At 37.8% G+C, this 26,054-nt stretch carries 18 protein-coding genes; 11 read left to right on the top strand and 7 right to left on the bottom strand.

The features are described from left to right. Window positions 1–8 precede the first annotated feature (8 nt). Window positions 9–506: a metallophosphoesterase family protein gene (locus FHG85_RS09085; protein WP_173075103.1), complete on the bottom strand. Its 498-nt coding sequence runs from the start codon at window positions 504–506 to the stop codon at window positions 9–11. An 83-nt stretch (window positions 507–589) separates the two neighbouring features. Between FHG85_RS09085 and FHG85_RS09080 the strand changes: the two genes are divergently transcribed. Beyond that, window positions 590–1,297, top strand: coding sequence for a 16S rRNA (uracil(1498)-N(3))-methyltransferase (locus FHG85_RS09080; protein WP_173075101.1), 708 nt, complete (start codon window positions 590–592; stop codon window positions 1,295–1,297). Window positions 1,298–1,445: 148 nt separating this feature from the next. Here FHG85_RS09080 and FHG85_RS09075 read toward each other — a convergent pair whose 3' ends face one another. The 3 genes from FHG85_RS09075 to FHG85_RS09065 all read right to left on the bottom strand — a co-directional run bounded on the left by FHG85_RS09075 (window position 1,446) and on the right by FHG85_RS09065 (window position 3,904). After that, window positions 1,446–1,655, bottom strand: coding sequence for a hypothetical protein (locus FHG85_RS09075; protein WP_173075099.1), 210 nt, complete (start codon window positions 1,653–1,655; stop codon window positions 1,446–1,448). 76 nt (window positions 1,656–1,731) lie between these two features. Then, on the bottom strand, window positions 1,732–2,916 hold the full coding sequence (locus tag FHG85_RS09070) for an RtcB family protein (RefSeq protein ID WP_220429195.1): 1,185 nt from the start codon (window positions 2,914–2,916) through the stop codon (window positions 1,732–1,734). A gap of 391 nt (window positions 2,917–3,307) precedes the next feature. Continuing rightward, on the bottom strand, window positions 3,308–3,904 hold the full coding sequence (locus FHG85_RS09065) for an RNA polymerase sigma factor (protein ID WP_173075096.1): 597 nt from the start codon (window positions 3,902–3,904) through the stop codon (window positions 3,308–3,310). 590 nt (window positions 3,905–4,494) lie between these two features. Here FHG85_RS09065 and FHG85_RS09060 point away from each other — a divergent pair. The 10 genes from FHG85_RS09060 (at window position 4,495) to FHG85_RS09015 (ending at window position 22,181) form a co-directional block, all read left to right on the top strand. Continuing rightward, window positions 4,495–7,626: a SusC/RagA family TonB-linked outer membrane protein gene (locus tag FHG85_RS09060; protein WP_173075094.1), complete on the top strand. Its 3,132-nt coding sequence runs from the start codon at window positions 4,495–4,497 to the stop codon at window positions 7,624–7,626. A gap of 13 nt (window positions 7,627–7,639) precedes the next feature. Next, a complete protein-coding gene (locus FHG85_RS09055; RefSeq protein ID WP_173075092.1) occupies window positions 7,640–9,085 on the top strand; it encodes a RagB/SusD family nutrient uptake outer membrane protein in 1,446 nt (481 codons plus the stop codon). 165 nt (window positions 9,086–9,250) lie between these two features. Next, complete coding sequence (locus FHG85_RS09050) at window positions 9,251–12,502, top strand: SusC/RagA family TonB-linked outer membrane protein (protein ID WP_173075090.1); 3,252 nt, start codon at window positions 9,251–9,253, stop codon at window positions 12,500–12,502. Between the two features lie 19 nt (window positions 12,503–12,521). Beyond that, the gene (locus FHG85_RS09045) at window positions 12,522–13,913 is read left to right on the top strand and encodes a SusD/RagB family nutrient-binding outer membrane lipoprotein (RefSeq protein WP_173075088.1); all 1,392 of its coding nucleotides are present in this window, start codon (window positions 12,522–12,524) and stop codon (window positions 13,911–13,913) included. Window positions 13,914–13,937: 24 nt separating this feature from the next. Continuing rightward, on the top strand, window positions 13,938–14,837 hold the full coding sequence (locus FHG85_RS09040) for a hypothetical protein (protein ID WP_173075086.1): 900 nt from the start codon (window positions 13,938–13,940) through the stop codon (window positions 14,835–14,837). 100 nt (window positions 14,838–14,937) lie between these two features. After that, the gene (locus FHG85_RS09035) at window positions 14,938–15,696 is read left to right on the top strand and encodes a hypothetical protein (protein WP_173075084.1); all 759 of its coding nucleotides are present in this window, start codon (window positions 14,938–14,940) and stop codon (window positions 15,694–15,696) included. 190 nt (window positions 15,697–15,886) lie between these two features. Beyond that, window positions 15,887–16,483: a hypothetical protein gene (locus FHG85_RS09030; RefSeq protein WP_173075082.1), complete on the top strand. Its 597-nt coding sequence runs from the start codon at window positions 15,887–15,889 to the stop codon at window positions 16,481–16,483. A gap of 202 nt (window positions 16,484–16,685) precedes the next feature. After that, window positions 16,686–19,721: a SusC/RagA family TonB-linked outer membrane protein gene (locus tag FHG85_RS09025; RefSeq protein WP_173075080.1), complete on the top strand. Its 3,036-nt coding sequence runs from the start codon at window positions 16,686–16,688 to the stop codon at window positions 19,719–19,721. A gap of 12 nt (window positions 19,722–19,733) precedes the next feature. Beyond that, window positions 19,734–21,284 (top strand): SusD/RagB family nutrient-binding outer membrane lipoprotein, encoded by a 1,551-nt coding sequence (locus FHG85_RS09020; RefSeq protein WP_173075078.1) that lies wholly within the window; start codon window positions 19,734–19,736, stop codon window positions 21,282–21,284. An 18-nt stretch (window positions 21,285–21,302) separates the two neighbouring features. Continuing rightward, window positions 21,303–22,181, top strand: a complete 879-nt coding sequence (locus FHG85_RS09015) for a hypothetical protein (protein ID WP_173075076.1) — start codon at window positions 21,303–21,305, stop codon at window positions 22,179–22,181. Window positions 22,182–22,232: 51 nt separating this feature from the next. Here FHG85_RS09015 and pepT read toward each other — a convergent pair whose 3' ends face one another. The 3 genes from pepT to FHG85_RS09000 all read right to left on the bottom strand — a co-directional run bounded on the left by pepT (window position 22,233) and on the right by FHG85_RS09000 (window position 25,978). Beyond that, a complete protein-coding gene (gene pepT, locus FHG85_RS09010; protein ID WP_173075074.1) occupies window positions 22,233–23,471 on the bottom strand; it encodes a peptidase T in 1,239 nt (412 codons plus the stop codon). 67 nt (window positions 23,472–23,538) lie between these two features. Beyond that, window positions 23,539–23,907, bottom strand: a complete 369-nt coding sequence (locus tag FHG85_RS09005) for a four helix bundle protein (protein WP_173075072.1) — start codon at window positions 23,905–23,907, stop codon at window positions 23,539–23,541. An 88-nt stretch (window positions 23,908–23,995) separates the two neighbouring features. Beyond that, window positions 23,996–25,978 (bottom strand): OPT family oligopeptide transporter, encoded by a 1,983-nt coding sequence (locus FHG85_RS09000; RefSeq protein ID WP_173075070.1) that lies wholly within the window; start codon window positions 25,976–25,978, stop codon window positions 23,996–23,998. Window positions 25,979–26,054 lie beyond the last annotated feature (76 nt).

The raw sequence follows: 26,054 nt of genomic DNA, 5'->3' as shown, positions 1-26,054 counted from the left end.
CCATTCATTTAAATTCCTCTTTTTTTCTCCCAGACCTCAAGGTCGAAAATGTTTTCACCATCAATCTTTAAACGTAATGCTGTTTTTACTTGGTGAAACCCATTGTTGCCTGCAGCTCCAGGATTGATGTAAAGCATATTAAATGCTTTATCGAACTGAACACGAAGAATGTGGCTGTGCCCACAAACAAATATTTTTACAGGATTTTTTAAAAGCTGCTCTTTAACCCTTGGTTCATATCTGCCGGGTTTCCCTCCAATGTGTGTAATTAGCACAGAAACATTCTCAACAGAAAAACGCTGAAATTCAGGATGTGCTAATCGTGTTTTATGGTCGTCAATATTGCCATATACTGCTCTCAACTGTTTGAATGTATTGATTCTATCGGCAAGTTCAAGCGAACCAATATCCCCAGCATGCCAAATCTCATCGCATTCAGCAAAAAAATCATTCAGCCCATTGTCCCAAAAACCGTGAGTATCTGAAACTATACCAATCGATTTCATTAAATAAGTTTGTAAAATTTCATTATTCAAAAGTACATACTTTGACCGATATCTTAAATTTGCAAGGAATAAATCATTTACCCATGCAAATATTTTATGCCCCAGAAGTGAATGGGAATGAATATATACTCCCAGAGGACGAATCAAAACACTGCATTCGTGTTTTAAGAATGAAAGTAGGCGACCTGCTATATCTAACTAACGGTATTGGTTCTCTATTTACAGCTAAAATAATCGACGATAACCCTAAACGTTGTGCGGTGGAAATTGTTGAAGCAAATCATGAGTATGGGAAACGCCCTTTCTATTTACATATAGCGATTGCTCCAACCAAAAACATCGATCGATTCGAGTGGTTTTTAGAAAAGGCCACCGAAATAGGAATCGATGAAGTAACTCCGTTACTTTGTCAACGTTCAGAGCGAAAGGTAGTTAAGGTTGATAGGTTAATAAAAGTGGCAGTTGCTGCAATGAAGCAATCGGTAAAAGCTTACCTGCCGCAGGTAAACGTAATGAAGCCATATGCAGAGGTAGTAAAAAATGCCAACGATTACGATATAAAGGCAATTGCTCATTGTAACAGCTGGGATTTAGAACCTTTTCGGAATGTTATTGAAAGAGGGAAGAAGGTGCTGGTTCTTATTGGCCCCGAAGGTGATTTTACCCCCGATGAAGTTACTCAGGCATTAGATGTAGGTTTTAATGCAATTAGCCTTAGCACTTCTCGTCTTAGAACTGAAACTGCAGGTTTAGTAGCATGTCACACTGCCAATCTAATCAATGGCGTTTAAACAAAAATCTTAATAAAGTAGATCTTGCTAGCTTTTAATTAGTCAGTTTCTTCAGTTAAAATCAATGTTTTTTATATTGCCTTTTGAGTCATAAAAATAGAGGAAAACCCGAGGCTATCGGATTTTCCTCCTTTTAAACTCCAACTACTTACATTGAACTAATTTTTTCTAAAAGTTGATGAAACTGGTTTTTAGCAGATGGAGGTGTAATCATTTCTAGTCTCTTCAGCTTATCCAAAATAAGCTTATGTGGATGCTCTTTTAAAAAAGTTGTTTCTTTATGTTCTGCTTTTCTAATTGAGCCTTCCCCCCATTTTTTATCAACTTGGCTGTTTAGCATTGAGTAAAGATTTACCATAGGCAGAATTTGTTTATTATCTATTAGCAAAACGAAAAGCTAAAGAAAAGTATTGTATTAAAAAGAAAAAAAATTACTACCAGCGATGTTTTCGTTCTGGATTTGCCATCCTTACTATTTTAGGCTGAAATTGAGCCAATACCTCTACTAGGTCTTTTTGTTCGTTCATAACTTTGCCTATATCCTTATAGGCCATAGGAACTTCATCAAGCCCACCTCCAATTAGCTTAACCCCATATTTGTCAAGAATGTAATTTAGGTCATCACGGGTAAATTTTTGTATGGCTTTTTTTCTTGACATTTGTCTTCCAGCACCATGCGAAGCCGAAAATAGCGAGTCGTAATTTCCCTTTCCTCTAACTACATATGCACGATGTACCATTGTCCCCGGTATGATCCCTAGGGAGTTCCGATATGCTGGTGTTGCCCCTTTTCTATGAACTATTGCCTTCTCGCCATTAGGTAGAGTTTCTTCCCAAGCAAAATTATGATGATTCTCGACAATTTTTAATGGCTTTTCGTTTAATGCTCGTGCTACCTTCCGATGTATCTCATGGTGATTTGCCGAAGCGTATTCCCCTGCTAAATTCATGGCTATCCAGTACTCGTTACCTTCCTGCGTGTCAAGGTATAGCCATGCAAGATGTTTGGCACTGCCAGGTAGAGCAATCTGAGACATGGCTAGTTTTGAATAGTAAAGAGCTATTTCGCTACCAAAACCCCTTGATCCAGAGTGAGTAAGAAGAGCCAGATAGGCTCCTGGTTCTAAACCTAATAGTTCATCTGTGCCCTTTACTGTTAGTTCACCCCATTCGGCAAAGTGGTTTCCTCCACCCGATGTTCCAAGTTGGCTGTAGGCCAAATCTCGGTACTTCCTAATTATTTTTGTCGAAGACCATTCCTGCTTATCGAATACAGATGTGTCGATATGTTTTTTATTCTTACTCCCAACACCAAAAATGGTGCTTTCCTCAAGTATTTGCTTAAGCGTTTCTGATTTTGTGTGGATTACTTCTGGAGAAATGGCAAATACCGATAGGCACATCCTACATGCAATATCAACACCAACGGCGTAGGGAATTACAACATTGTTTGGTGTTGCAAGCACACCCCCAATTGGCAGCCCGTATCCTTCATGAGCATCGGCCATAAGTGCTCCTGCTTTTGATACGGGTAAACTCATGGCATTTTCCATCTGGGCAATAGCACCAGGTTCAATGTTGTCACTTCCGTATATTTTATATGGCAATGGTGTACGCAAACTGATCCTTTTATTGTTAATGATAAATTCCTGTAGTTTTCCCTCACTCGGCTTGTCAGGTTTGATGTATTTGACTAGAGGTTCGAATTTTTTATCATAAATATCTTCATCTGTCTTATTTGTGGCATTTTGGAGAAAATTAAGCAGCTCGTGTTTCGACACATTTTTTGTACGAAGGATAATATTTGCTTCTCGACAAATAGAAGCAATATCAACCCCTTTGATTGGTTTTAAAAAGTGTAACTCCTTCGGTTTTATTTTATTCTTGCCCATAAGGCAAAGATAGCGAATGGGAAACTGTTTTGTTATCTAAGCAAATTTTTAAATAACCTAATCAGGAAAAACCTCAAGTTGTTTTAAGCAAAGTTGAAAAAATAAGTTACAATAAAAGTTACACCTTCTCAAACTCGAAGCTAAGATTTCGTTCCTTAACCATTTTTCTTAGGTTGATGAGAGCGTAGCGCATTCTGCCTAAAGCGGTGTTTATGCTGACATTAGTAGCCTCGGCAATCTCCTTAAAGCTGAGGTCGCCATAATAGCGTAACATAACAACCTCTCGTTGTTCTTCTGGAAGGTAATCGATAAGTGTGCGTACCTCAAAGAGCACTCGCTCATAAACCATTTTTTGTTCGATGGTGGCATCGGAAAATCGGGGAGTGCTAAAAATATCTAGCTCATAGTCGTCGTTCGATATCTCTCTATACTGCTTTTTATGCCTAAACTGGTCAATGACCAGATTGTGTGCAATACGCATAAGCCACGATCCAAAACGGTTCGAATCGGAATACTTACCTTCTTTAACCGATTTTATCGCCTTGATAAATGTTTCCTGTAATAGATCTTCGGCAAGGTGCGCCTTGCGTACCATTAAAAAGATATAGGTATAAAGTTTCCTTTCATACCTTTTATATAAAACTTCTAGGGCTGAATTGTTGCCCGATAAAAAATCTGATAGAAGTTCCTGATCGGAACGCTTTAAATTATCCACGGCTACATCCTTTTTTGGTTAGCGTGTAGAACTTCTATCGATAGGCAACTAGTTTTTGAGTGTTAAACTTTAACGCAATTTTACAAAAAAGTGTAATAAAGTGCAAATATCTTTTTACAGTTATACTCTATGATCCCTTTTAAGGTTACAATTTGGCCTGATATTATTAACCTAAAGTTTAGCCCTATTTCCTATGTTGATTTTATAGCGGTGTGTGTAAAAAATATTGGAAATTAGATTCAAAGAGGGTAACTTATTGGAAAAATTCTGAATGATATTTAGTGTGAACATTTTATCTATCTACTTTACCTGTTATTTAAACTTTCTCGCTGCCTATCGTGAAGAATTGACAAACAAGGTGAGCCTTAAGTTTGAAAATGAGATTTTTAAATTCAATCAATCTGAATTCATTGATTTTTCTGAACTTTTTGAAGAAAAAAACAATTGATTAGTAGTGTTTATGGGGTTTTAACACTTCTTTTGTTAATAAATAGCGCTGCAAACGGTTGTTTTTTAAAAAAGTGTTACATATATTAGCGGCGGAAATAGTATTATTAACTAACTATTATTGTAAACCTAAAACTTGTTCTATGAAAAAACTAAGCGTTTTTCTTGCAAGTTTGCTTCTGGCAGGAATTACCCTGGTTCAGGCGCAAACGGTAAGGATTACCGGAACAGTTACCAGTTCCGAGGATGGAATGCCCATGCCGGGTGTTTCAGTTGTTGTGAAAGGTACTACTATTGGTGTAACTACCAATGTGGATGGTAAGTACGAGCTTAACGTGCCAGCCAATGCACAAACCCTTCAATTCAGTTTCGTAGGATACGAAATGCAAGATGTTGCCATCGCTGGGCGTTCGGTCATTGATGTAGTAATGAATCCGGAATCAAAGCAGATTGATGAGGTGGTGGTTGTGGCACCTTATGGCACTTTTAAAAAGGAATCGTTTACTGGTTCTGCATCTGCTGTTAAAACCGAGAAACTACAAGAAATTCAAGTTTCCAATGTGACCAAAGCACTTGAGGGATTATCTTCTGGAATTCAAGTGACATCAGGACTGGGACAGCCAGGAACAACTGCTACAATACGCATTCGTGGTATTGGCTCTGTAAATGCTTCTGCTGCTCCCTTGTACGTTGTTGATGGTTTCCCATTTTCAGGAGATATTAATAGTATTCCATCACAGGATATTGAAAATATTTCAGTTCTTAAGGATGCTTCAGCAACATCGCTTTATGGTTCTCGGGCCGCTAATGGTGTTATTATGATTACTACGAAGAAGGGAAAGAAGGATAGAACTCAATTTACAGCAGTCGCTAATATTGGTATAAGTACAAGAGGTATACCAGAGTATGATCGACTCAATAGTGCTGAGTATATGGAGGCTTTATGGCAGAAAGTTTACAATTACAACTTGGCTAACGGAGATGATGATGCTACTGCTCGTGTAAATGCTTCATCTGATTTAATAAGTACATATACAGGTGGGTATAATCCGTTTGGGGTACCAACTGGTGAATATGTAGTTGGGACCGATGGCAAACTTAACCCAAACCATACTGTATTATGGAACGATAGTTGGTATGATGAGCTTCATCAAACTGGAATTAGACAAGATTATTTGGTTTCAGCAAGTGGTGGTTCAGAAAAGTCAAAGTATTATATTTCTGGAAACTATTTAAATGAAGATGGTATTGTTCAGTCATCTAATTACAAACGTTATAGCATTCGTATTAATAACGAGCATCAACTTAAAGATTGGTTTAAGTTAGGTTTAAATTTGGGAGCATCAAATTCTGAACAAAACTATCCAGTATCTTCTGGTAGTGCCTATGTAAATACCTTTATGTGGTCCAGGATGATTGCACCTATTTATCCTGTTTACTTGAGGGATCCTAATACTGGTGAGTTAGTATTAGATGCACAAGGTAAAAAGCAATACGACTATGGGAACAGTTATGGAAGAGCCCGTTTATATAGTGCAAATAGCAACCCATTGGGTACTATAGTTCTTGATAAACGTGTTTACAAAGATGATAATATTTCGGCCAGAGGGTTTACCGAAATTAGTTTCTTAAAAGATTTCAAATTCCAAGTAAATTCAAGTGTTGACTATAATGGTTACTTTGGATTAACTCATCAAAATATGGAAGTTGGTGATGCTCAGTCTTTTGGTGGCCGTTCAACAAGGGATTATGGACGCTCAATTTCTTTATCAGCTAATCAACTTCTATACTATAATAAATCCGTTAATAACCATAATATTGATGCTTTGATAGGACATGAGAGTTATCAGTATATGTATAATTACCTAAGTGCTACTCGTACTGGATTTCCATTACCAGATTTATACGAACTAGATGCAGCTGCTACAAATGAGTCATCGGGATCGTATGAGTCTAACTTACGTTTAGAAAGTTATTTAGCTCGTGTAAATTATGATTACTTAGGTAAATATTACTTGTCCCTAAGTTTTAGAACTGATGGTTCATCAAGATTTCATAAAGATACACGTTGGGGAAAATTCTGGTCAGTAGGTGGTTCATGGAGAATTAGTGATGAAGAATTCTTAAAAGGATTATCGTGGTTGAACAATGCTCGTTTGAAAGCTAGTTATGGTACAACTGGTAATGATCAAGTAGGGTATTATGCATATCAAGCCTTATATTCTACAGAGTATGCAAACTTAAATTATCCTGGATTCTTACTTTCACGTCTTGGAACACCAAACCTTTCTTGGGAAAAGAACATTCAAATTAATACTGGCATTGAAGTAAGAATATTCGATAGGTTAAGCATGAATTTCGAATATTATATTAGAAAGAGTGATGACCTATTGTTTACACAACCACTCCCTCCATCAACAGGTTTTAGTGGATTTGATGCAAATATTGGAGCCGTTGAAAATAGAGGATTTGATATTGAAGTAAATGCTAATTTAGTTAATACCGAGAATTTTACGTGGTTTCTAGATTTAAACCTAAGCCACTACAAGAATGAAATTACAAAATTGCCTCAGGAAGAGATGATTAATGGTAATAAGAAGTGGATGGTAGGTCACAGTATTTACGATTACTACATGAGAAAGTTTGCAGGTGTTGATCCTACTGATGGGAAATCGATGTGGTACCAAGATGTTACTCATATTGATCCTGTAACCAATGAAGTAGTAGTTGATTCTGTAATTACAACTAAGAATTATAGTGATGCAACTCGATACTATACTGGAACTTCATCTATTCCAGATTTAGTAGGTGGTGTTACCAACTCTTTCATCTATAAGAATTTTGAATTATCATTTTTGATAACTTTTGGTATTGGTGGTCAAGTATATGATAGCCCTTATGCAGCTTTAATGCATGGCAATTTGACAAATGGAACAAATTTCCATAAAGATATTTTAAAAGCCTGGTCACCCGATAATACTAATAGCAATATACCTATAAATGATTATGACCAGAACGTTAATGCTACCTCCGATAGGTTTTTGATAGATGCTGATTATATAAGTTTTAAAAACCTAACTATCGGTTATAATTTACCGAAAAAGTTTTTAAGTAATTATGGCATCGCAAATGCAAAGTTATTTGTAACTGGAACAAATCTTTATCTTAAGTCAAAGCGTAAAGGGTTAGATCCGCAGCAATCTATTAGTGGAAACCTTGATAATGTATACACCCCACTAAGAACTATTGCATTTGGTATTAACTTAAATTTCTAAAAGGAGACAAAATATGAAAAGAAAATTTTTAATATTTACGCTGCTTGTCGGATTAATGGTTTCATGTAGCGAAGATTTCTTGGAAACCAGCCCGTCAGCATCTATTAGTGATGATAAGGTTTTTACAAATTTAGAGGGGGCTAAAGCGGTTATAGATGGTGTTACTCGTGATTTAAGAGAATACCATTCTTACCACGATCAATTTGGAGTTAAAGCTATTGATTTAGCTTCAGATCTTATGGGTGAAGATATTGTTGTTGGCCGGTTACATTGGTTTAGATATGATTACACAATTGATAATAGAGAGGCTACTTATAGGAGGCCCTCTTACGTGTGGAGTCTGTTTTATAGAAGCATTCGAAATTTGAATGAGGTACTTGCTCATTATGATGAAGTTACAAATGCAACTGATGTGCAAAAAAAGCATATCAAAGCTCAAGCTCTAACTCTTAGAGCCTATTCATATTTTAGGCTTATACAACATTTCCAACAAACATACATGGGACATCAAAACGATCCTGGTGTACCTATTTATACAGAACCTAAAAATGAAGGTAATCCTAGAGCCACTGTTCAACAAGTTTATGATTTAATTACTGCAGATTTGGATGAAGCTATTACTTTATTTGGAGAGGCAAATATAGAGCGTCGTGATATTTCTGAGGTTGATTTATCTGTTGCTCATGGTATTAGAGCAAGAGTTGCACTTGTAATGAATGATTGGTCCGCAGCTGCTTCGCATGCAAATGCAGCCAGACAAGGATATGCACTAAATACAATTGAACAGTTTGAATCGGGCTTTGATAATGCAGCTCAAATGGTATGGATGTGGGGCTTACCACTTAATGATGAACAATCAACTATATATGCATCATTTTTCTCTCATCTTGACATGACAATAGGTGGATATGCTGGATTAGGATACAGTCCTAAATATCTGTGCCACACTTTGTACAGCCAAATGCAACCTGGCGATATAAGAAGAGATGAATTGCTTATACCGACAGTTAGTAATAGCGTTAATGTATATGTAAACTTAAAATTTTCTTCGGCTAATGATAAAGAATTTGCTGCAGATTATGTTATGATGAGACCAGAAGAGATGCTTTTAATTGAAGCAGAGGCACGTGCTAGAATGGGAGGGCCAGAAGAAACAACAGCACAGAATCTTTTACAAGAATTATGGAATGTTAGATTTTATACACCCCCAACAGTAACTGAAACCGGCCAAGCTCTAATCGATAGAATTTTGTTAGAGCGTAGAATTGAACTTTGGGGTGAAGGTTTTGCATTCTATGATATCATGAGGCTTAAGAAAGGACTTAACAGAACCAATCATATCTTCTCTGCAGTTCCTGGTAATGTTATTCCAGCCGAAGATCCAGTATTTATTTATAAGATACCTCAGACTGAAATTGATAATAATCCTGCAATTTCGGAAGCTGATCAAAATCCCTAGAGGGTGTTAATTGATACATATATAAGGTTGCTTCATTAGAAGCAGCCTTTTTTTTTACCTGTGTTAAAAAAAGTTATATCAAATTATTGCTTTTAGCAAAACATTTTTGTAGATTAGTCGTGTTGAAAATTTACTAACCTCTATTGTAAACCTAAAACTTGTTCTATGAAAAAACTAAGCGTTTTTCTTGCAAGTTTGCTGCTTGCTGGTATTACCCTTGTGCAGGCGCAAACGGTGAGGATTACCGGAACGGTTACCAGTTCCGAGGATGGAATGCCCATGCCGGGTGTTTCAGTTTTTGTTAAAGGCACAACTGTTGGCGTAATTACCGATGCTAAAGGTAAGTATGAACTCAGTGTCCCAACAAGTGCTCAATCACTAACCTTTAGCTTTGTGGGGTTTAAAACCCAAGAAGTTGCCATTGCTGGCCGCTCTGTTATAGACGTAGTAATGGAAACCGAATCTGTTCAAATGGAGGAGGTTGTTGTTACAGCCTTGGGTATAACTAGGGAGAGAAAGGCCCTTGGTTATAATGTACAGGAAGTTAATTCCGAAACCATTCAGAAATCAGGTACTGGGGATGTTGTTAAAGCCTTATCTGCAAAGACCTCTGGTGTACAAATCATAAACTCCTCAGGTTCTGCAGGTGCTGCTTCTTATATTACTATTCGTGGTGCATCCTCAATAACAGGAAACAATCAACCACTATTCATAGTTGATGGACAACCTATTAGTTCTGGTGGTAGTGGTGATACTGGAAATAGTGTTGATGGTGTTCAACGTTCATCGCGTGCTATTGATATCAATCCCGATGATATCGAGTCTATCACTGTTCTAAAAGGAGGAGCTGCAACCGCTCTTTACGGTGTTCAAGCTGCTAATGGTGTTATTCTAATCAACACCAAAAAAGGGAAAAAAGGACAAACATTTAAGGTTGATATTAACTCTTCCGTTCAGCTAAGCGAAGTTTCTCAACTACCTGAACTACAAAACACTTTTGCTCAAGGTAGTAACGGAGTTTGGTCTTCAGGTGCTTCAACATCTTGGGGTCCTCGTCTAGACCAATCTGCATATTCAAAGGACCCATCTGTATGGACATGGCCCGATTATGATGTGTATGGAGCAATTGTGCCTAAATCCAGCCCACTTGCTGATCCAACCTTAGGTCCAGTTGTACCCTATGACAGGTATGAATTTTTCCAAACTGGAGTTACATACGATAATAACGCTAGTATTTCTGGTAGTAATGAGTATAGCCAATTCTATTTCTCGGTTGGTAACAGAAACGAAACAAGTGTTGTTCCTAACGAAGAATTTAAAAGAACCTCTATTAGGGCTAACTTTACTTCAAATCTTTTGAAAAATTTGAAGTTGTCTGCTAACTCAAATTATGTAAATTCAGAAGGAACATTTATTCAAAAAGGTTCCAATGTTTCTGGTGTAATGTTAGGATTGCTTAGGACACCTCCGTCATTCTTTAATAATATGGGTTATGAACTGCCTGGTGGTATTCAAAGAAATTATCGTCATGGTGGTGGATATGATAACCCATATTGGACAATTAACAAAAACCCTTATACAGAGAATATTAACCGTTTCATAGGTAATTCATCACTTGAATTCAAAGCTCTTGACTGGTTAACCTTTAAATATCAAATAGGTGTTGACTGGTATGTAAGAAGGTATAAGCAAATATTTGCAATAAATTCAAGAGCTGTGCCAAATGGATCTGTTTCGGAAGGTAGCTCATTCTCATCTATAATAAACTCTGACCTTCTGGCTTTAATAAATCATAACTTTACGGAAAACATTAACCTAACTGGAACTTTTGGTTTTAACATGTATGGAGATTATGGAAAGTCTGTTTCTGCAGCAACAAATGCTCCGCTTGACATTCCTGGTTTTTACCATGTTTCCAATACTTCCAACCAATCTGCAGGAGTAGGTGAAGCAGAATTTAGGAGTAGTGCTTTCTTTGGTGATGTTTCTTTGGCTTTTTACAACATGTTGTATTTAGGTGCAACTGGAAGATACGAGAAAGCCACATCAATGCCAAATGCTAAGGCTAAGTTTTATCCTTCAGCAAACGTTGGCTTTATCTTCTCCGAATTACCTGGGCTTAAGGATAACAACATTCTTTCTTTCGGTAAGTTAAGAGCATCATATGCCTTAACAGCTAACGTGGCTCCAATTTATGCTCTATCAACTCAATGGTTTTCTGGTGGAGTTGGTGATGGCTGGACTACTGGTGGTTCTTTTCCTATGTTAGGTGCAACTGGTTTCTCTTATGGTGATACAGGTGGTTCACCCAACCTAACTCATGAGAGCATGAAATCTCTGGAAGTCGGTACCGAGTTAAGGTTTTTAAATAATCGAGTTGGACTTGACTTTTCATATTTTAACAACGTAAACGAAGATCTTATTCTTAATGTACCAATTGCCCCAAGTACTGGTCTTTATGGTCAGTTCATGAATGCAGCTAAGATGACTACAAACGGTGTTGAACTTTCGTTAAATGCCACACCTGTAAAAACTTCAAGTTTCCAGTGGGATATTAATGCTAACTTCACAAAGATGAAAACCATGGTTGATAGGTTGGCTCCTGGAATCGAAGATGTATTCTTAGCTGGCTTTACTGATCCTCAAATCCGTGCTGTTGCAGGTCAGGTTTATAGGTCATTCTACGGTTATGATTGGTACAGAGACGCTAATGGTAATGTCCTTATCAATACAGATCCAAACAAAGGACCAGTTGGTTATCCCATGACCAACCAAGAACAAGGCATGATACCTCTTGGACAAGTGGATCCTGACTATACTGTGAATGTATACAATACGTTCAGCTATAAGGGTATTAGCCTTTCTGTCCTTATTGATATTAAAAAGGGTGGAATGATGTGGAACGGAACAAAATCTGCACTTAACTTCTTTGGTGTAAGTAAGGCAACTGAAAACCGTGAGGTTGTTTATAATCCAGATGGTTCTATCAATTTTGACCAAACTCCAGCTGAAAACATTGTTGTTTTTGATGGCGTTCTTGGTTATGTAGATGATAATGGAAATGTTGTTACCGATGGTTCTACTAATAATATTCCTGTAGTTCTTGACCAGAAATGGTTCCAGGGAAATGGTAGTAACTTTGGAGGTGCTCCAAATAGTTCAGAGCTAGAAAAAACTGACTGGTTTAGAATTAGAGAAATTACACTATCTTACAGGTTTAATGAAAAACTTCTAAAATCGACACCTATAAAGAGCCTTGAAGTTTATTTTACAGGCAACAACTTACTTTTAATTACTCCTTATACTGGTATTGATCCTGAAACAAACCTTACTGGAGCAAGTAATGGTCAGGGAATGGATTATTTTAACATGCCAGGTAAAAAGCTCTACACATTTGGTTTACGTTTAGGATTCTAACAATTTAAATTTTTAATTTATGAAACGAAAAATGTTATTTAAGAATATAGCAGTAATCTTGGCATTAATATTAACCGTGTCAAGTTGCGAATGGGTTGATCCGGATATCAATGTTAACCCGGATACACCTGCAGATGTGCCAATGAAATTAATCCTTCCAGCAGTACAAGCTAACTTAGCTTATGATTTAGGTGGTAATGATATTGTAAGGCCACTTAACATGTGGATGCAATACTTTAATGGCTTTGCTCGTCAATCGCTAACACAGGGCCGTTATAATATGACTCCATCTGATGTAAATAATGTTTGGAGTAGTTTCTATTATGGTACTTTAATGGATATCCAAAAGATTAAAGAGAAGGCTGAAGCAACTAATTCAAACCAATTTAAGGGTGTTGCAGAAATTTTGGAATCCATAGCATTAATGGCATTAACTGATTTATTTGGTGACATACCTTACAGTGAAGCTTTTCAGGAAGGTGCAAATTTGAATCCAAAACTTGATAGCCAACAGCAAATTTATACTACTGTTTTAGGCCTGCTCGATGATGCCATAACTAATTTATCTGCACCAAAGACTGGTGAAGCACTTGCTGGTGATATGATTTATAATAACAATACACAAAAATGGATTAACGCTGCATATGCTTTGAAAGCACGTGCTATTTTAGTGCAATCAAAGAGGAATAGCAATGCTTACCAAGATGTAATTAACGTATTAAACCAAGGAGGGTTGACGTCTAGTGCAGATAATATGGTGTTTTATTTTAGCGATCCGGATGGAGCTGGACATCCATTATATCAGTTCCTTAAGGAAAGAGGTGATATTGGAATGGGGAAAACATTTATCGACTATTTAAATAGCACTGTTGATCCAAGAATAGATTTTTTTGCTAAAAATACACCTTATACGGGAGGCGCAATCGGTAGCGAAGATGAAAATATTTCAACACTAGGTGATTACTTAGCTGCTGATGATGCTGGTGTATGGTTTATAACCTATGCAGAACAAAAGTTCATGCAAGCAGAAGCATTGCTACCTACTGATAAGTCTGCAGCATACCAAGCATATCTTGAAGGGATTCAGGCTTCATTAGAGCAAGTAGGTGTAGCTAATGCAAGTACCTGGCAAACAGCATATCCATTCTTTGCAACCAACGTTACACTTTCCGATCCTAACAACCTAACACTAGAAATGATTATTAATCAGAAGTGGGTTGCCCTATGTGGTACTATGTATTCATATAATGACTATAGACGTACAGGTTTCCCTAACTTCTTGGTTCTGCCACAAAACGCTGCTTTGAATGCTATGCCTCGTCGGTTCCCTTACGCTCAGAGTGAAATTGTTTACAACTCAAATGTAGATCCTGTAAGCATTTCTGAGAGAGTTTGGTGGGATGTTGAATAGTAATAAAATTAAACTAAGATGACTATGAAAACATATTTCAGAATATTTGCAACATTTCTCTTAGGGGCTACTATGTTGTTTGTCTCCTGTGAGAAGAATGAGGAGCTTACTAAGCCCTACGATCCTAATGACAAAAGTTTAGGAACTACCTTTGTAATTAATAACCCAAACAAAAATGTTGTTGTTAATGTTGATACAGCAGTTACCGATTTTACTATAGACATTTTAGTTTGGGGTGCTGTTCCAGAAACTGATGTGACGATTCCAGTTGAGATTATTGATTCATTAACTACTTTATCCAATGAAGCATATGAGATTGTTGGGGGATCAGTAACTGTTCCGGCTGGTAAAAACTCTGCCCAGCTAAAAGTAAAACTTTATAGAGATAAGTTTACCCCTGGTGTTTATTATAGCTTAGGGTATAAACTTGGTACACCATCAAGTGGTAATGTTTATGCTCCTAATGCTATGGGGGTAATTCAATCATTTAACCCAGGACCATTGGCTCCATGGGTTGGCAACTATTCCGCTTTTGCAAAGAGCTATGGTGCACCTGGTGATTGGGATGAAGATTGGGGTGAAGACATTCAAATTGCACTTGACCCTAACGATCCATTGAACAACATTGTCATAACAGGAATTAAAGGCAAAAGTACTGCATTGGTAGCTACAATAGATGTACAAAACCTAACCATTACAATCCAACCTGGACAACTTATTGGTGATATTTATGGATATGGTGATGTTGCTGTTTACCTGGGAGATGCTGATCTTAACCTCTACAATGCTCCATTAGTGGGTACTGTAAATGCAGAAACAGGTGAGATTCACGTTGATTTCTGGGGACATTTATTAGCAACTGGAGACTATGCAGGCTCCGTGTGGGACGTGTTTGATGTAACCTTCACACCTGTATCAAAATAGTGTAATTATAGTGTACTGAATAATTGGGGGCATTTTATTTGCCCCCAGTTTTTATTTGAAAGTTTTAGCTGAAATCATTAATAATAAAAATGCTATTTCTATGCAACTATTCATAGTAGTATCTACAAAAGGTAAATTAAACATGAAAAGTTTAAGAATTTTGCTTACTGTTTTTCTTTTTATAAAGCTATTTTGTGTACATGGGCAAACACAAATGATGCATATTGCTGGATATGGTTCGTCTAATTTTAAAGCATCTTTTTTAAGAGTCGAAGATAGGACTCTTACTTCAAAATCTATAGTAGGAAGTGAATATCTTACAAAGGAATGGATGATTGGCGAATTAAGATTAAAAAATAATATCAAATACAAATCTCTTTTTCGTTTTAATATTGCTTCCCAAAATATTGAACTAATATACAACAACGATACTTTAGTTTTTATGGATCCTTTTCAAGTATTGGCCTTTAATTTCATGGGAAAGAAATTTATTTATGATATTATTACTAGTAAGGATCATTTTGGCCCTTACATACAAGGCGCTTATCTAGAAGTTTTAGTAGATGGGAGGTGCCAATTGTTGAAGAAGTATGATAAAAGTATTAGTGAAAGCAATGTTGGTTTAAGATATGGTGCAGCAGAAACATCAATAAATGCTTATCAAACGCAAACTTCATTGTTTATAAGAGTTGAGGAAAACACTTCACCAACTAAGTTTTATGGTAAGAAAAATGAATTACTCCATTTGTTAGGAAAAAAGAGAAAAGAGATAGAAGAATTTATTTCTTTGAATAAGTTAAACCTTAAGAAAGAAAATGATCTAATAAAAATAATTTCCTTTTATAACCAAATAATCTAAAAATAACTAATATGTTAAAATTTTATTATAACTATTTTATATTTCTTTTTTTGTTTGTCTTTAGTATCGATTCTGTTGGACAGAAACCTCAAAAAATAGATTTAGATAGTGTTAAATTATTAAACAATAGGATGATAGTATATTATTCATCAAAGTCGCCTATAAATAATAATAATGTTCTTTTTTATTTATGGGACGAGAGTATAACCCATTAATTCCAAAGTCAATCTCTTTCTGTGGGGATAATAATTTAGGAGAACATAAGAGTAACTGTTTAATATGGGATATGGATAAGGATAATTATTTACTTTATTCAAAACTTAGACCACAAGTTATTAATATAAATAGTTTTTACAAAAAGAAAGGGTATGGCAGTTTTATATATTCATTAGTTTTACCTGGTTTAGGCGATTATTTTGTTTCGGATTATAGGAATTTGCACTTTAAACCCTATTTAAGAACATTATCTTCTGTTGCATTTTTGACATTAGGTATAATTGCAAATAGTAAAATATATAGAGAACCTCAATATTCAATTTATGTAAACCCTAGAACAAACCAAGAGGAATTAACATTCAATGGTTATGGTGAAAAGAAATATTGGCTTTTTAAATATGATAATGTTTTATTTTTAGGAGCTGGAATATCAATATGGGTTTATGATATAATATGGGTTGCATCAGTAGGTGGCAGGAATAGTAAATTAAAAAGGGCTTTAGATGATTTTTCTGTAACGACAAATGCGTTTTCTAAAGGAGTTACTTTAAATTACAATTTAAAATTTTAAGATTCAAAGTTTTTATTTTTGCTTCCTCTATTTCTGCGTTAAAAAAACATTTGACTCGTATTCCTATTTGCCATAAATTTGGTTTGTGAATTAATTAACTAAACCAAAACCAATTTATTAATCTGTATTTATGAGGAAACTGTGTGTGCTACTCACAGCTTTTTTGTTTGTGTGTTCTTTGAGTTCAAATGCCCAAAAAACTGTGAGAATATCGGGGATGGTTACCTCAACCGATGGAGCTTGGCCGCTTCAAGGGGTAACCGTTGTTGTTGTTGGTAGTACAATAGGTACTGTAACAAACATGGAGGGACGATACGAAATTGATGTCCCAGCCATTGCTAAAAAACTTCGCTTTAGCTATATCGGGTATAAAACCGTTGAGGTTGAGATTGCCGGCCGAACGGTGATTGATGTAGAAATGGTGGAGGAATCTATCGAGGTGAAAGAGGTTACCGTTACGGCTCTTGGTATTATGAAAGCCGAGAAAGCAACTGGTTATGCTATCCAAAGTGTGAAAGGCGAGGAGATAGCTAAAACACCAGAGGTAAACATTCTTAACTCGCTTCAGGGTCGTGTTTCGGGTGCCGTAATTACCAAAACTTCTGGTTCCGTTGGGGCCTCTACTCGAATCGTGCTTCGTGGTGTAAACTCACTTAGCAGCGATAACCAGCCACTATTTGTTGTTGATGGAGTGGTAATGAACAACTGGAATTTTGGAGGAACCTACAACGAGGGAGTTAACCGAGGTAGTGGTATTGCCGATATTAATCCAAATGATATAGAAAGTGTAACTGTATTAAAAGGACCTAATGCTGCTGCCCTTTATGGTTCGCGCGCAGCAAATGGCGTTATCATTATAAAAACACGTTCAGCTAGTACCGACCATTTTGGTATAACTTTCAACTCAACAACCACCTTTGATACACCGCTCAGATTGCCTGATTTTCAAAACGAATATGGACAGGGCACAAGCGGTCAGTTTGAGTTTTACGACGGGCAAGGACGAGGAATTAACGATAATGTGGACGAAAGTTGGGGCCCAACGCTCGATATAGGATTAATGATTCCTCAGTGGAACTCACCTGTTGTAAACGGTGTCCGTCAGCCTACTCCTTGGGTATCTCATCCTAATAATATTAAAAATTTCTTTGAAATTGGTAAAACATTCACAAATAATGTAGCCATTGAAGGTGCTGGGGATAACTATTCTGTGAGGTTCTCATATACTAATACTTCCCAGACGGGAATGATTCCTAATACCGATCAGAGAAAAAATAGTGTAAACCTGAATGCCTTAGTGTCTCCTTACAAGTTTTTGGCTTTATCGCTAAGCAGTAACTACATAAACACCAAGAGCGACAATCTCCCTGCCTATGGTTATAGTGGACAAAACGTCATGCAACAATTTTTATGGTTTGGTCGTCAGGTTGATGTCGCCGATTTAAAGCAGTACACCTTCCCCGATGGATCCAAACGAAATTGGAATTACAGCTACCATAATAACCCGTATTTTACTCTATATGAAAATCTTAATGGTATTGATAGGGATAGGTTAATTGGCCAAACATCGGCTACAGTAAAATTTACCGACTGGTTTAGTTTAAAGACTGGTGTTGGAATTGATTATTATACAAATCTTAACTCCGCCCGTTCCGCTTATGGCGACATTGAGAACCCATACGGATATCTCGGTCAGTCAAAACGAACTTTCAGGGAGATTAATGCCGACTTTTTGTTCTCCATTAACAAATCTTTTAGTGAGGACTTTGGGTTTAGCTTGAATTTTGGAGGAAACAGAATGGATCAGTATACCCAAACACTTTCCTCGTATACTACAGAGCTTAGTGTGCCTGATGTTTATACCTTCGAAAATTCCAGAATACCCGTTACAACAATGAATTATCTGTATCGGAAAAGAATTAATAGTTTGTATTATAATGGACAGATAGCATGGAAAAATGCTTTATTCTTTGATTTTACAGGAAGAAACGATTGGTCAAGTACTTTACCAGCAGAAAATAACTCATATTTTTACCCATCATTTAACTTATCGGCTGTTCTTACTGATTTGTTTGATTTGCAATCTAAAACGTTAAGTTTTGCAAAGTTAAGGGTTGGTTGGGCTCAGGTTGGTGCCGATACCGATCCGTACCAACTACAGCCTGTTTATAGGTTTAATAACGGTTGGAATGCATCAACCAAAATAGCACAAATATACATACCGAACCAGCTGCCGAATCCATCATTAAAACCTCAAAGAACCAACTCCCTTGAGATTGGGGTGGATGTCAGGTTCTTTATGAATAGGCTGGCGCTTGACCTAACATACTATTCACAGAGCACCTTTGACCAGATCATCAGCTTACCTGTAAGCGCTACAACTGGTTACACCTCGAAAATTATTAATGCGGGGCGGATTGACAATAGAGGTGTAGAACTTATGTTGAATGCCATACCCGTTCGAACTAGAACCGGTTTTGAGTGGACAGTTGGACTAAACTTTGCAAAGAATGTGAATAAGGTTAGAGAATTAGCCCAGGGCCTCGATCAGTATGTTATCGGTAGCTATTGGAGCTTGGACGTTTTGGCTATACCTGGAGAACCCTTTGGAGTACTTTATGGGTATGACTTTGCCCGTGACGAGAATGGAAATATTATTTATGTAGATGGTTTGCCCTATCAAGGAAACTTCACTAGACTCGGGAACTACACCCCCGATTGGGTGGCAGGTGTCTCAAACTCAATCCGTTACAAAGGGCTTGATTTTAGCATTCTTGTTGATGGGCGATACGGTGGTGAAATTTACTCGATGACTACTACCTGGGGACGCTATTCTGGTGTATTGAAAGAAACATTGATAGGACGTGAAGGGGGAATAGTTGGCGTTGGTGTTAAACCCGATGGGCAGGGACGTTATGTTGAAAACGATGTTGTGGTTTCGGCTGAGGAGTTTAATAAGGCTGCCTATAACAACAATATCGCCTATTCAAGTATCTTTGATGCAAGTTTTATAAAACTTCGTGAGGTGAGGCTTGGATACACCTTCCCAAAAATCGGAAAAAGTTCCATCAGGGATGTTTCAATCTCAATTGTTGGACGCAATCTTGCCTTGCTGTATGCCAGGGTACCTCATATAGATCCTGAAACAGCATTTAGTAACAGCAATGTTCAAGGAATTGAGTTCGGACAGCATCCTACTGCGCGTAGTATCGGTGTTAATTTTAGTTTCAAGTTTTAATAGTTGATGAGTATGAAATCGATTAAATTTAAATACCTTATTGCATTGACATTTGTTGTAACACTGGGAAATTCTTGCACAAAAGACTTTGAGGAGATCAATAAAAACCCCAATGCAATTGATATTACTAAGGAGTACCCCGATAAGTTACTTGCTAATGCCATTGAGGGGATTGCTGACCAGGTTTTTGATGTATGGTTGGGTCATGAAATTGGCTCCTGCTGGGTCCAACACATGGCAAAGGTGCAATATACCGATGAGGACAGGTATGTGCCTCGAAACGATGTGATTAATTCTGTATGGAATTGGCTGTATGCGGGACCAGGAATGGAAACTCAACGTTTGTACGAAATGGGGGAGCATTTAGGAAATCAGAACTACCAAGGGGTTGCATTGGTGCTAAAATCATACATATTCTCTGTCTTGACTGATTTGTACGGTGATATACCTTACAAAGAGGCATTTAAGATAGATAGCATTTTGATGCCTAAGTTCGATCAACAGGAATTTGTTTATATCGATCTGATAAATAAACTAAAGTATGCCAACAGCATTTTATTAGAAGATGGCACACCTATCGAGGGTGATATCCTATTTAACGGTGATATAAATAAATGGCGTCGCTTTGCCAACTCATTAAGGCTGCGTTTGCTTATGCGCATGTCGTACCAATCCGAATATCATGATTTTATCAGAGAAGAAATAAATTCCATGATTTCCGATGCAGCATCCAATCCGTTGATTTCAAAAAATTCGGAAAATGCAGCACTGATCTTTCTGGGTTCTTATCCAAATAATCATCCTTTAAATGAAACCTATAAGACTCGTGATGACCATCGGGTAAGCAAAACATTGATTGATGCCATGTATAACCCAAATAATCACGACCATCCCGATTGGAGAATTGTGGTGTATGCCGAAACCCCTGAAGCGGGTGGTTACTGGATTGGCCTACCGAATGGGTTAACCTCTGCTAAAGCAGCTGCCTATTTGGGTAATGGAATTACCAGAACATCAAAACTAGGTGAGTATTTCCGAAGGGCTGATGCTCCCGGTATGTTTATAAGTAGAGCAGAGGTATGCTTTTTGTTGGCTGAGGCAAGTTATAGGGGGTTGCTTACCGTAGGAACAGAGACAGTTCAAGACTATTACGAAATGGGAATCAAAGAGTCGTATAACCAGTTCGCTTCCGAGATTGTGAGTAAAGTGCCCGATTACTATTCCGATTTTATTGGCATTTCTACCACTGTTGACGACTTCTATAATGACTATATGGCAAATGGGGGCGCTTGGGATGCAACTAAAGCCCTGGAAAAGATATACACCCAAAAATGGATTGCCATGTTCGACCAGGGGCTACAGGCCTGGTTTGAGTGGCGAAGAACCGGCTACCCTCAGCTTACACCAGCCGAGGATGGATTGAATAATGGAAGAATTCCCCAACGTTTACGTTACCCTTCGGATGAGTATTCACGCAATGGAAAAAAACTTACTGAAGCAATAACACGACAAGGTGAAGATGATTTGAATACAAGGGTTTGGTGGGATGTTGCAGATAATTAATGTTTAATTTGATTGGTTATGGAAATTAAGAATTTTAAAAAGATATTTAGCGTCGTAATTATTTTAACGGTTACATTTTCATTAAGTTCATGCTTGATGGACGACGACCTAATGACAGCCGACGTAAAAACTGGAGGTTTAATTGACGCTTCCACTTTAGTGCAATATTTACCAACAAGTGACCAAGGTATTTCGTTGAATATGATAGTTTATCCTGGCCCTGCTGTTCAGGTTGTTAAGGTTTATAAAACCTTCTACCACAAATCTACAGGAAAATATTCTAACGAGGAGTTACTTAGCACTATTGATGTTAACGGTTCAAATGCAAGTGATACAATCTCGCTTTCCCCATCTTACACATGGGATCAGCTAATACAAGGTTTAAGTATGGAGGATTACACTATCCCTTCTGCTCCCTCAAGCGCTGATGTTGGTGATTACTTTATATTGACCTACAAATCAGTTTTAAGCGATGGAAGAGAGGTGTCTAGCAATTTGAACACAACCGTTCTGGTTGCAAATACGTATGCTGGTTATTACATATCAAATATTAAGTATTTCCACCCTACTGCAGGTGGTCATTATCCTGATGAGCCATATTACCAGGGACAAGTTCTAAAAGAATTAATAACAATTAACAGCGAAACATGTTCTACAAAATTTGCTATTTGGGGTAGTTATGGTGAGGAGATAATTTTAACAATAAATGCAGATAACTCAATTGACTTTGAGGTTGTCGGGTTTACTTATATCGTAAAAGAAGGGGATCCTGAAAATCTATTACTACATTCACATTACGACCCTTTGACTCATTTTATATATCTCTATTACCATTACGAAGCTCCAGGTGGCAATAGGATATTCTGGGAAGTCCTAGAGCCTTATAATGGCGGTTAAAATAAAAACGAGGGCAATTGCCCTCGTTTTTATTAAAGTAATAGTTAACTTTTATTTAGAAGCATACAATTCAATAATCTTAAGCATTACTTCAGTTGCTTTAATCATGCTTTCCACAGGTATATATTCATGTTTACCATGGAAATTTTCGCCACCTGCAAAAAGGTTGGGGCAGGGTAGTCCCATATATGAAAGCCTTGCACCATCGGTACCGCCACGGATTGGTTTAACTTTTGGTTTAACCCCTACAGCCTCCATGGCATCAATAGCCGTAGCAACTACATGATAAACGGGCTCAACCTTTTCGCGCATGTTGTAGTACTGGTCTTTGAGCTCAAGGGTTACTGTTCCTTCACCATACTTTGCATTCAGGTAATCAGCAATGCGTTGCATGAATAACTTCCGTGACTCAAACTTTTTACGGTCGTGGTCGCGAATTATGTATTGGAAGGTTGCTTTTTCAACAGAACCATCCATTTTAATGAGGTGGTAGAATCCCTCGTAACCTTGGGTATGTTCAGGGCGTTCGTGGGCTGGAAGTAGGCTGTTAAACTCTTGCGCAACAAGAATGGCGTTTACCATTTTATCCTTAGCATAACCTGGGTGGATGTTTTGCCCTTGAATAGTGATTTTAGCACCTGCCGCATTGAAATTTTCAAACTCAAGTTCGCCAATAGCACCGCCATCAAGTGTGTACCCAAAATCGGCATCAAAACGTTTTACATCGAAATGGTCTACTCCGCGACCCACCTCTTCATCAACCGTAAACCCAATTCTGATTTTACCGTGTTTGAAGCCTGGGTTTTTAAGCATGTATTCAGCTGCGGTCATTATTTCAGCCACACCGGCCTTGTCGTCGGCACCCAAAAGGGTCGTTCCATCGGTAACAATAAGGGTTTGTCCAACGTAGCTCATAAGCTCGGGGAACTCTTTTGGCGAAAGCGATACGCCAAGCTCTTTGTTAAGTATAATTTCCGAGCCATCGTAATTCTCAACAAAGCGTGGTTTAACATCCTTCCCTGGCATATCGGGTGCTGTGTCCACATGGGCTAGAAACCCAATAGTTGGAACCTGTTTGTCGGTATTAGCTGGAATTGTTGCCATTACATAGCCATACTGGTCAACTTCCACATCCTGAGCCCCAAGCTCTTTAAGCTCTTCGGCCAACAACTTCGATAGCGTTAGCTGTTTCTCTGTACTAGGGAACCTGTCGGTTACCGTATCATCGCTTTGAGTATCAATTTTAACATACTTGATAAAGCGATCGATTAGTGATTGTTTGTTTATCATTTTTATTACAATTTAAATTTTAGTGTTCAGTGTACAGTTTACAGTGTGCAGAAAAATAAAAAGTAAATTAAATATTCTTCAACTTCTTTTTGAAATAGTTAGAAGAGCCTTGAACTAACTTAATGCATTCTAAAATTAAGTTTGAGATTTTGCCAAATGTTTTTTCATCAATGTAGTTTAGATCATAGGAAATGGTTAGCTTGGCCTCTAACTCAAATAGGGAGCCTTTAGATATGTTAAGAAACTGTATTGTTTCTTTTGGGTTAGCTCGACCAAACCCTTCTGAAATGTTAGAAATTACAGAAATTGCACTTTTGCGTATTTGTAGAGTTAGACCAAATAATTCTTCATTTGGAAATGATTTTGTTATAAGATAGATTTCTTTTGCTAATTCTCTACCTTTGTGCCAAATATTCATTTCTTTGAAATCTAACATCTTTATAAAATTGAAGTGTTTAATTAAATTAATAAATAAACTGAAATCTGAACACTGTACACTGTAAACTATACACTGATAACATTGCTTACTCTTTCTCCGCTCTCATGCTGTCCCAAATAAGGTATCCACAAAGGATTAGGAACATAACAAAGCCTAGGATCTCTGCGGGGTGCGATTCAAACCATTCGTTATTAACATAGTTGATACCGCCAAATTTAAGTAAGGCGCTAATTACTCCCATAAGTGCACCACCTGCAATGAATCCCGAAGCAATTAGTGTCCCGCGTTCTTTACGTGCTCTGTTTAGCGCTTCATCCTTTGAGCGAGTTGAAACGATATGAGCAATAATACCACCAACAAGAAGTGGGGTGTTAAGTTCTAATGGGATAAACATTCCTAGTGCAAATGCAAGGGCAGGCACATTTATCATTGTTAGTATTAACGATAAAAACGCTCCTGCTGCATATAAAGCCCAAGGCGCAGGTTTACCGCTCATCATTGGTTCAATTACAGCAGCCATGGCATTTGCTTGAGGTGCCACTAATGCTCCATCGCCGGTAAAGCCATAAGTTTTGTTAAGTAGGATTATAACTCCACCAACCGTTGCAGCCGAAACGAATGTTCCTAAAAACTTCCATGTTTGCTGTTTGTAAGGGGATGAGCCAAGCCAGTATCCGATTTTCAGGTCGGTAATAAAACCACCAGCCATGGAAAGCGCAGTACAAACCACACCACCAATTATAAGAGCAGCTACCATACCCGAAGTGCCCGATAATCCAGCCGATGCCATAACAAGTGAGGTTATGATTAGGGTCATTAGGGTCATCCCCGATACTGGGTTTGTCCCTACAATTGCAATAGCATTTGCAGCAACTGTTGTGAAAAGGAATGCAATCACCATTACAATGCCTAGAGCAATTAACGCATGACCCAGGTTATGAACTACGCCGAAATGGAAAAATACAAAAAGGAGTATTGTTGTAATTAAAATTCCACCTGCAATAATTGCCATTGGCAGATCCCGACGCGTTCTTAGCTCTTCCTTTGGCAGCGATTTGTTTTTCCCGGTTAGCTCCGATGCAGCCAGTCCAAATGCTTTCTTAATAATGCTGCTTGAACGAATAATTCCAATAATACCAGCCATAGCAATACCGCCTATGCCTATCGGACGGACATAGCTGCTGAAGATTTGCTCAGGACTCATCTGCCCAACTGTGAGGCTAATATTACTACCTACGGCTTCGGTCAATCCTGGTGCAAAATAGTTTATTATCGGAATGATTACAAACCAGCCAACAAATGAACCGGCTGTGATAATGGCAGTGTATTTCAGCCCAATAATATAGCCAATACCCATTACTGCTGCACCGACATTCAGCTTGAAAACCATTTTTGCCTTATCGGCTAGCACCTCGCCTGTATGTATTACACGAGTGGTTACCACTTCGCTCCACCATCCAAATGTGGCTATGATAAAATCGTAAATGCCACCAATTAGCCCACTTATTACTAATAAACGGGCTTGTTTTCCACCCTTTTCGCCAGAGATTAGGACCTCGGTTGTTGCCGTAGCCTCGGGGAATGGAAACTTTCCATGCATATCGGCTACAAAATACTTTCGAAAGGGAATTAGAAAGAGAATACCTAAGATTCCTCCGAATAGAGATGAAAGAAATACCTGATAGAACTCTGCCTCAAGATTAAGAATGTAAAGCGCAGGTAATGTAAAGATTGCTCCGGCAACTATCACACCGGAACTTGCGCCTATCGACTGGATAATTACGTTTTCCCCCAAAGCACCTTTCCTTTTTGCTAAAGTCGACAGACCTACTGCAATAATAGCAATTGGTATGGCTGCTTCAAATACCTGACCAATCTTAAGCCCCAAATATGCAGCTGCTGCCGAAAAGATAATGGCCATGACTAATCCCCAAACTACACTCCATGTTGTAACCTCAGGAACCGATTTGTTCGGGGACATTACTGGTTGATACTCCTCGCCTTCTCGAAGTTCGGTATACGCATTCTCCGGAAGACCTTTGATTTTTTCTACTGGTTCGTGCGACATAGCTTTTATGATTTAGGTTTTAGTAAATTTAAACCCAAACCTAATAAATTTTGGTTAGTTATTATCGTTTTATGCT

The organism is Tenuifilum thalassicum (assembly GCF_013265555.1).
GTDB lineage: Bacteria > Bacteroidota > Bacteroidia > Bacteroidales > Tenuifilaceae > Tenuifilum > Tenuifilum thalassicum.
The sequence above is the reverse complement of the archived record's forward strand: the minus strand, read 5'-3'. Positions and strand labels throughout refer to the sequence as shown.

Excerpts from the sequence above, each read along its gene's own strand:
- FHG85_RS09085 (WP_173075103.1), bottom strand. The coding sequence starts at position 506 with ATGAAATCGATTGGTATAGTTTCAGATACTCACGGTTTTTGGGACAAT.
- FHG85_RS09080 (WP_173075101.1), top strand. The coding sequence starts at position 590 with ATGCAAATATTTTATGCCCCAGAAGTGAATGGGAATGAATATATACTC.
- FHG85_RS09075 (WP_173075099.1), bottom strand. The coding sequence starts at position 1,655 with ATGGTAAATCTTTACTCAATGCTAAACAGCCAAGTTGATAAAAAATGG.
- FHG85_RS09060 (WP_173075094.1), top strand. The coding sequence starts at position 4,495 with ATGAAAAAACTAAGCGTTTTTCTTGCAAGTTTGCTTCTGGCAGGAATT.
- FHG85_RS09055 (WP_173075092.1), top strand. The coding sequence starts at position 7,640 with ATGAAAAGAAAATTTTTAATATTTACGCTGCTTGTCGGATTAATGGTT.
- FHG85_RS09050 (WP_173075090.1), top strand. The coding sequence starts at position 9,251 with ATGAAAAAACTAAGCGTTTTTCTTGCAAGTTTGCTGCTTGCTGGTATT.
- FHG85_RS09045 (WP_173075088.1), top strand. The coding sequence starts at position 12,522 with ATGAAACGAAAAATGTTATTTAAGAATATAGCAGTAATCTTGGCATTA.
- FHG85_RS09040 (WP_173075086.1), top strand. The coding sequence starts at position 13,938 with ATGAAAACATATTTCAGAATATTTGCAACATTTCTCTTAGGGGCTACT.
- FHG85_RS09035 (WP_173075084.1), top strand. The coding sequence starts at position 14,938 with ATGCAACTATTCATAGTAGTATCTACAAAAGGTAAATTAAACATGAAA.
- FHG85_RS09030 (WP_173075082.1), top strand. The coding sequence starts at position 15,887 with ATGGGACGAGAGTATAACCCATTAATTCCAAAGTCAATCTCTTTCTGT.
- FHG85_RS09020 (WP_173075078.1), top strand. The coding sequence starts at position 19,734 with ATGAAATCGATTAAATTTAAATACCTTATTGCATTGACATTTGTTGTA.
- FHG85_RS09015 (WP_173075076.1), top strand. The coding sequence starts at position 21,303 with ATGGAAATTAAGAATTTTAAAAAGATATTTAGCGTCGTAATTATTTTA.
- pepT (WP_173075074.1), bottom strand. The coding sequence starts at position 23,471 with ATGATAAACAAACAATCACTAATCGATCGCTTTATCAAGTATGTTAAA.
- FHG85_RS09005 (WP_173075072.1), bottom strand. The coding sequence starts at position 23,907 with ATGTTAGATTTCAAAGAAATGAATATTTGGCACAAAGGTAGAGAATTA.
- FHG85_RS09000 (WP_173075070.1), bottom strand. The coding sequence starts at position 25,978 with ATGTCGCACGAACCAGTAGAAAAAATCAAAGGTCTTCCGGAGAATGCG.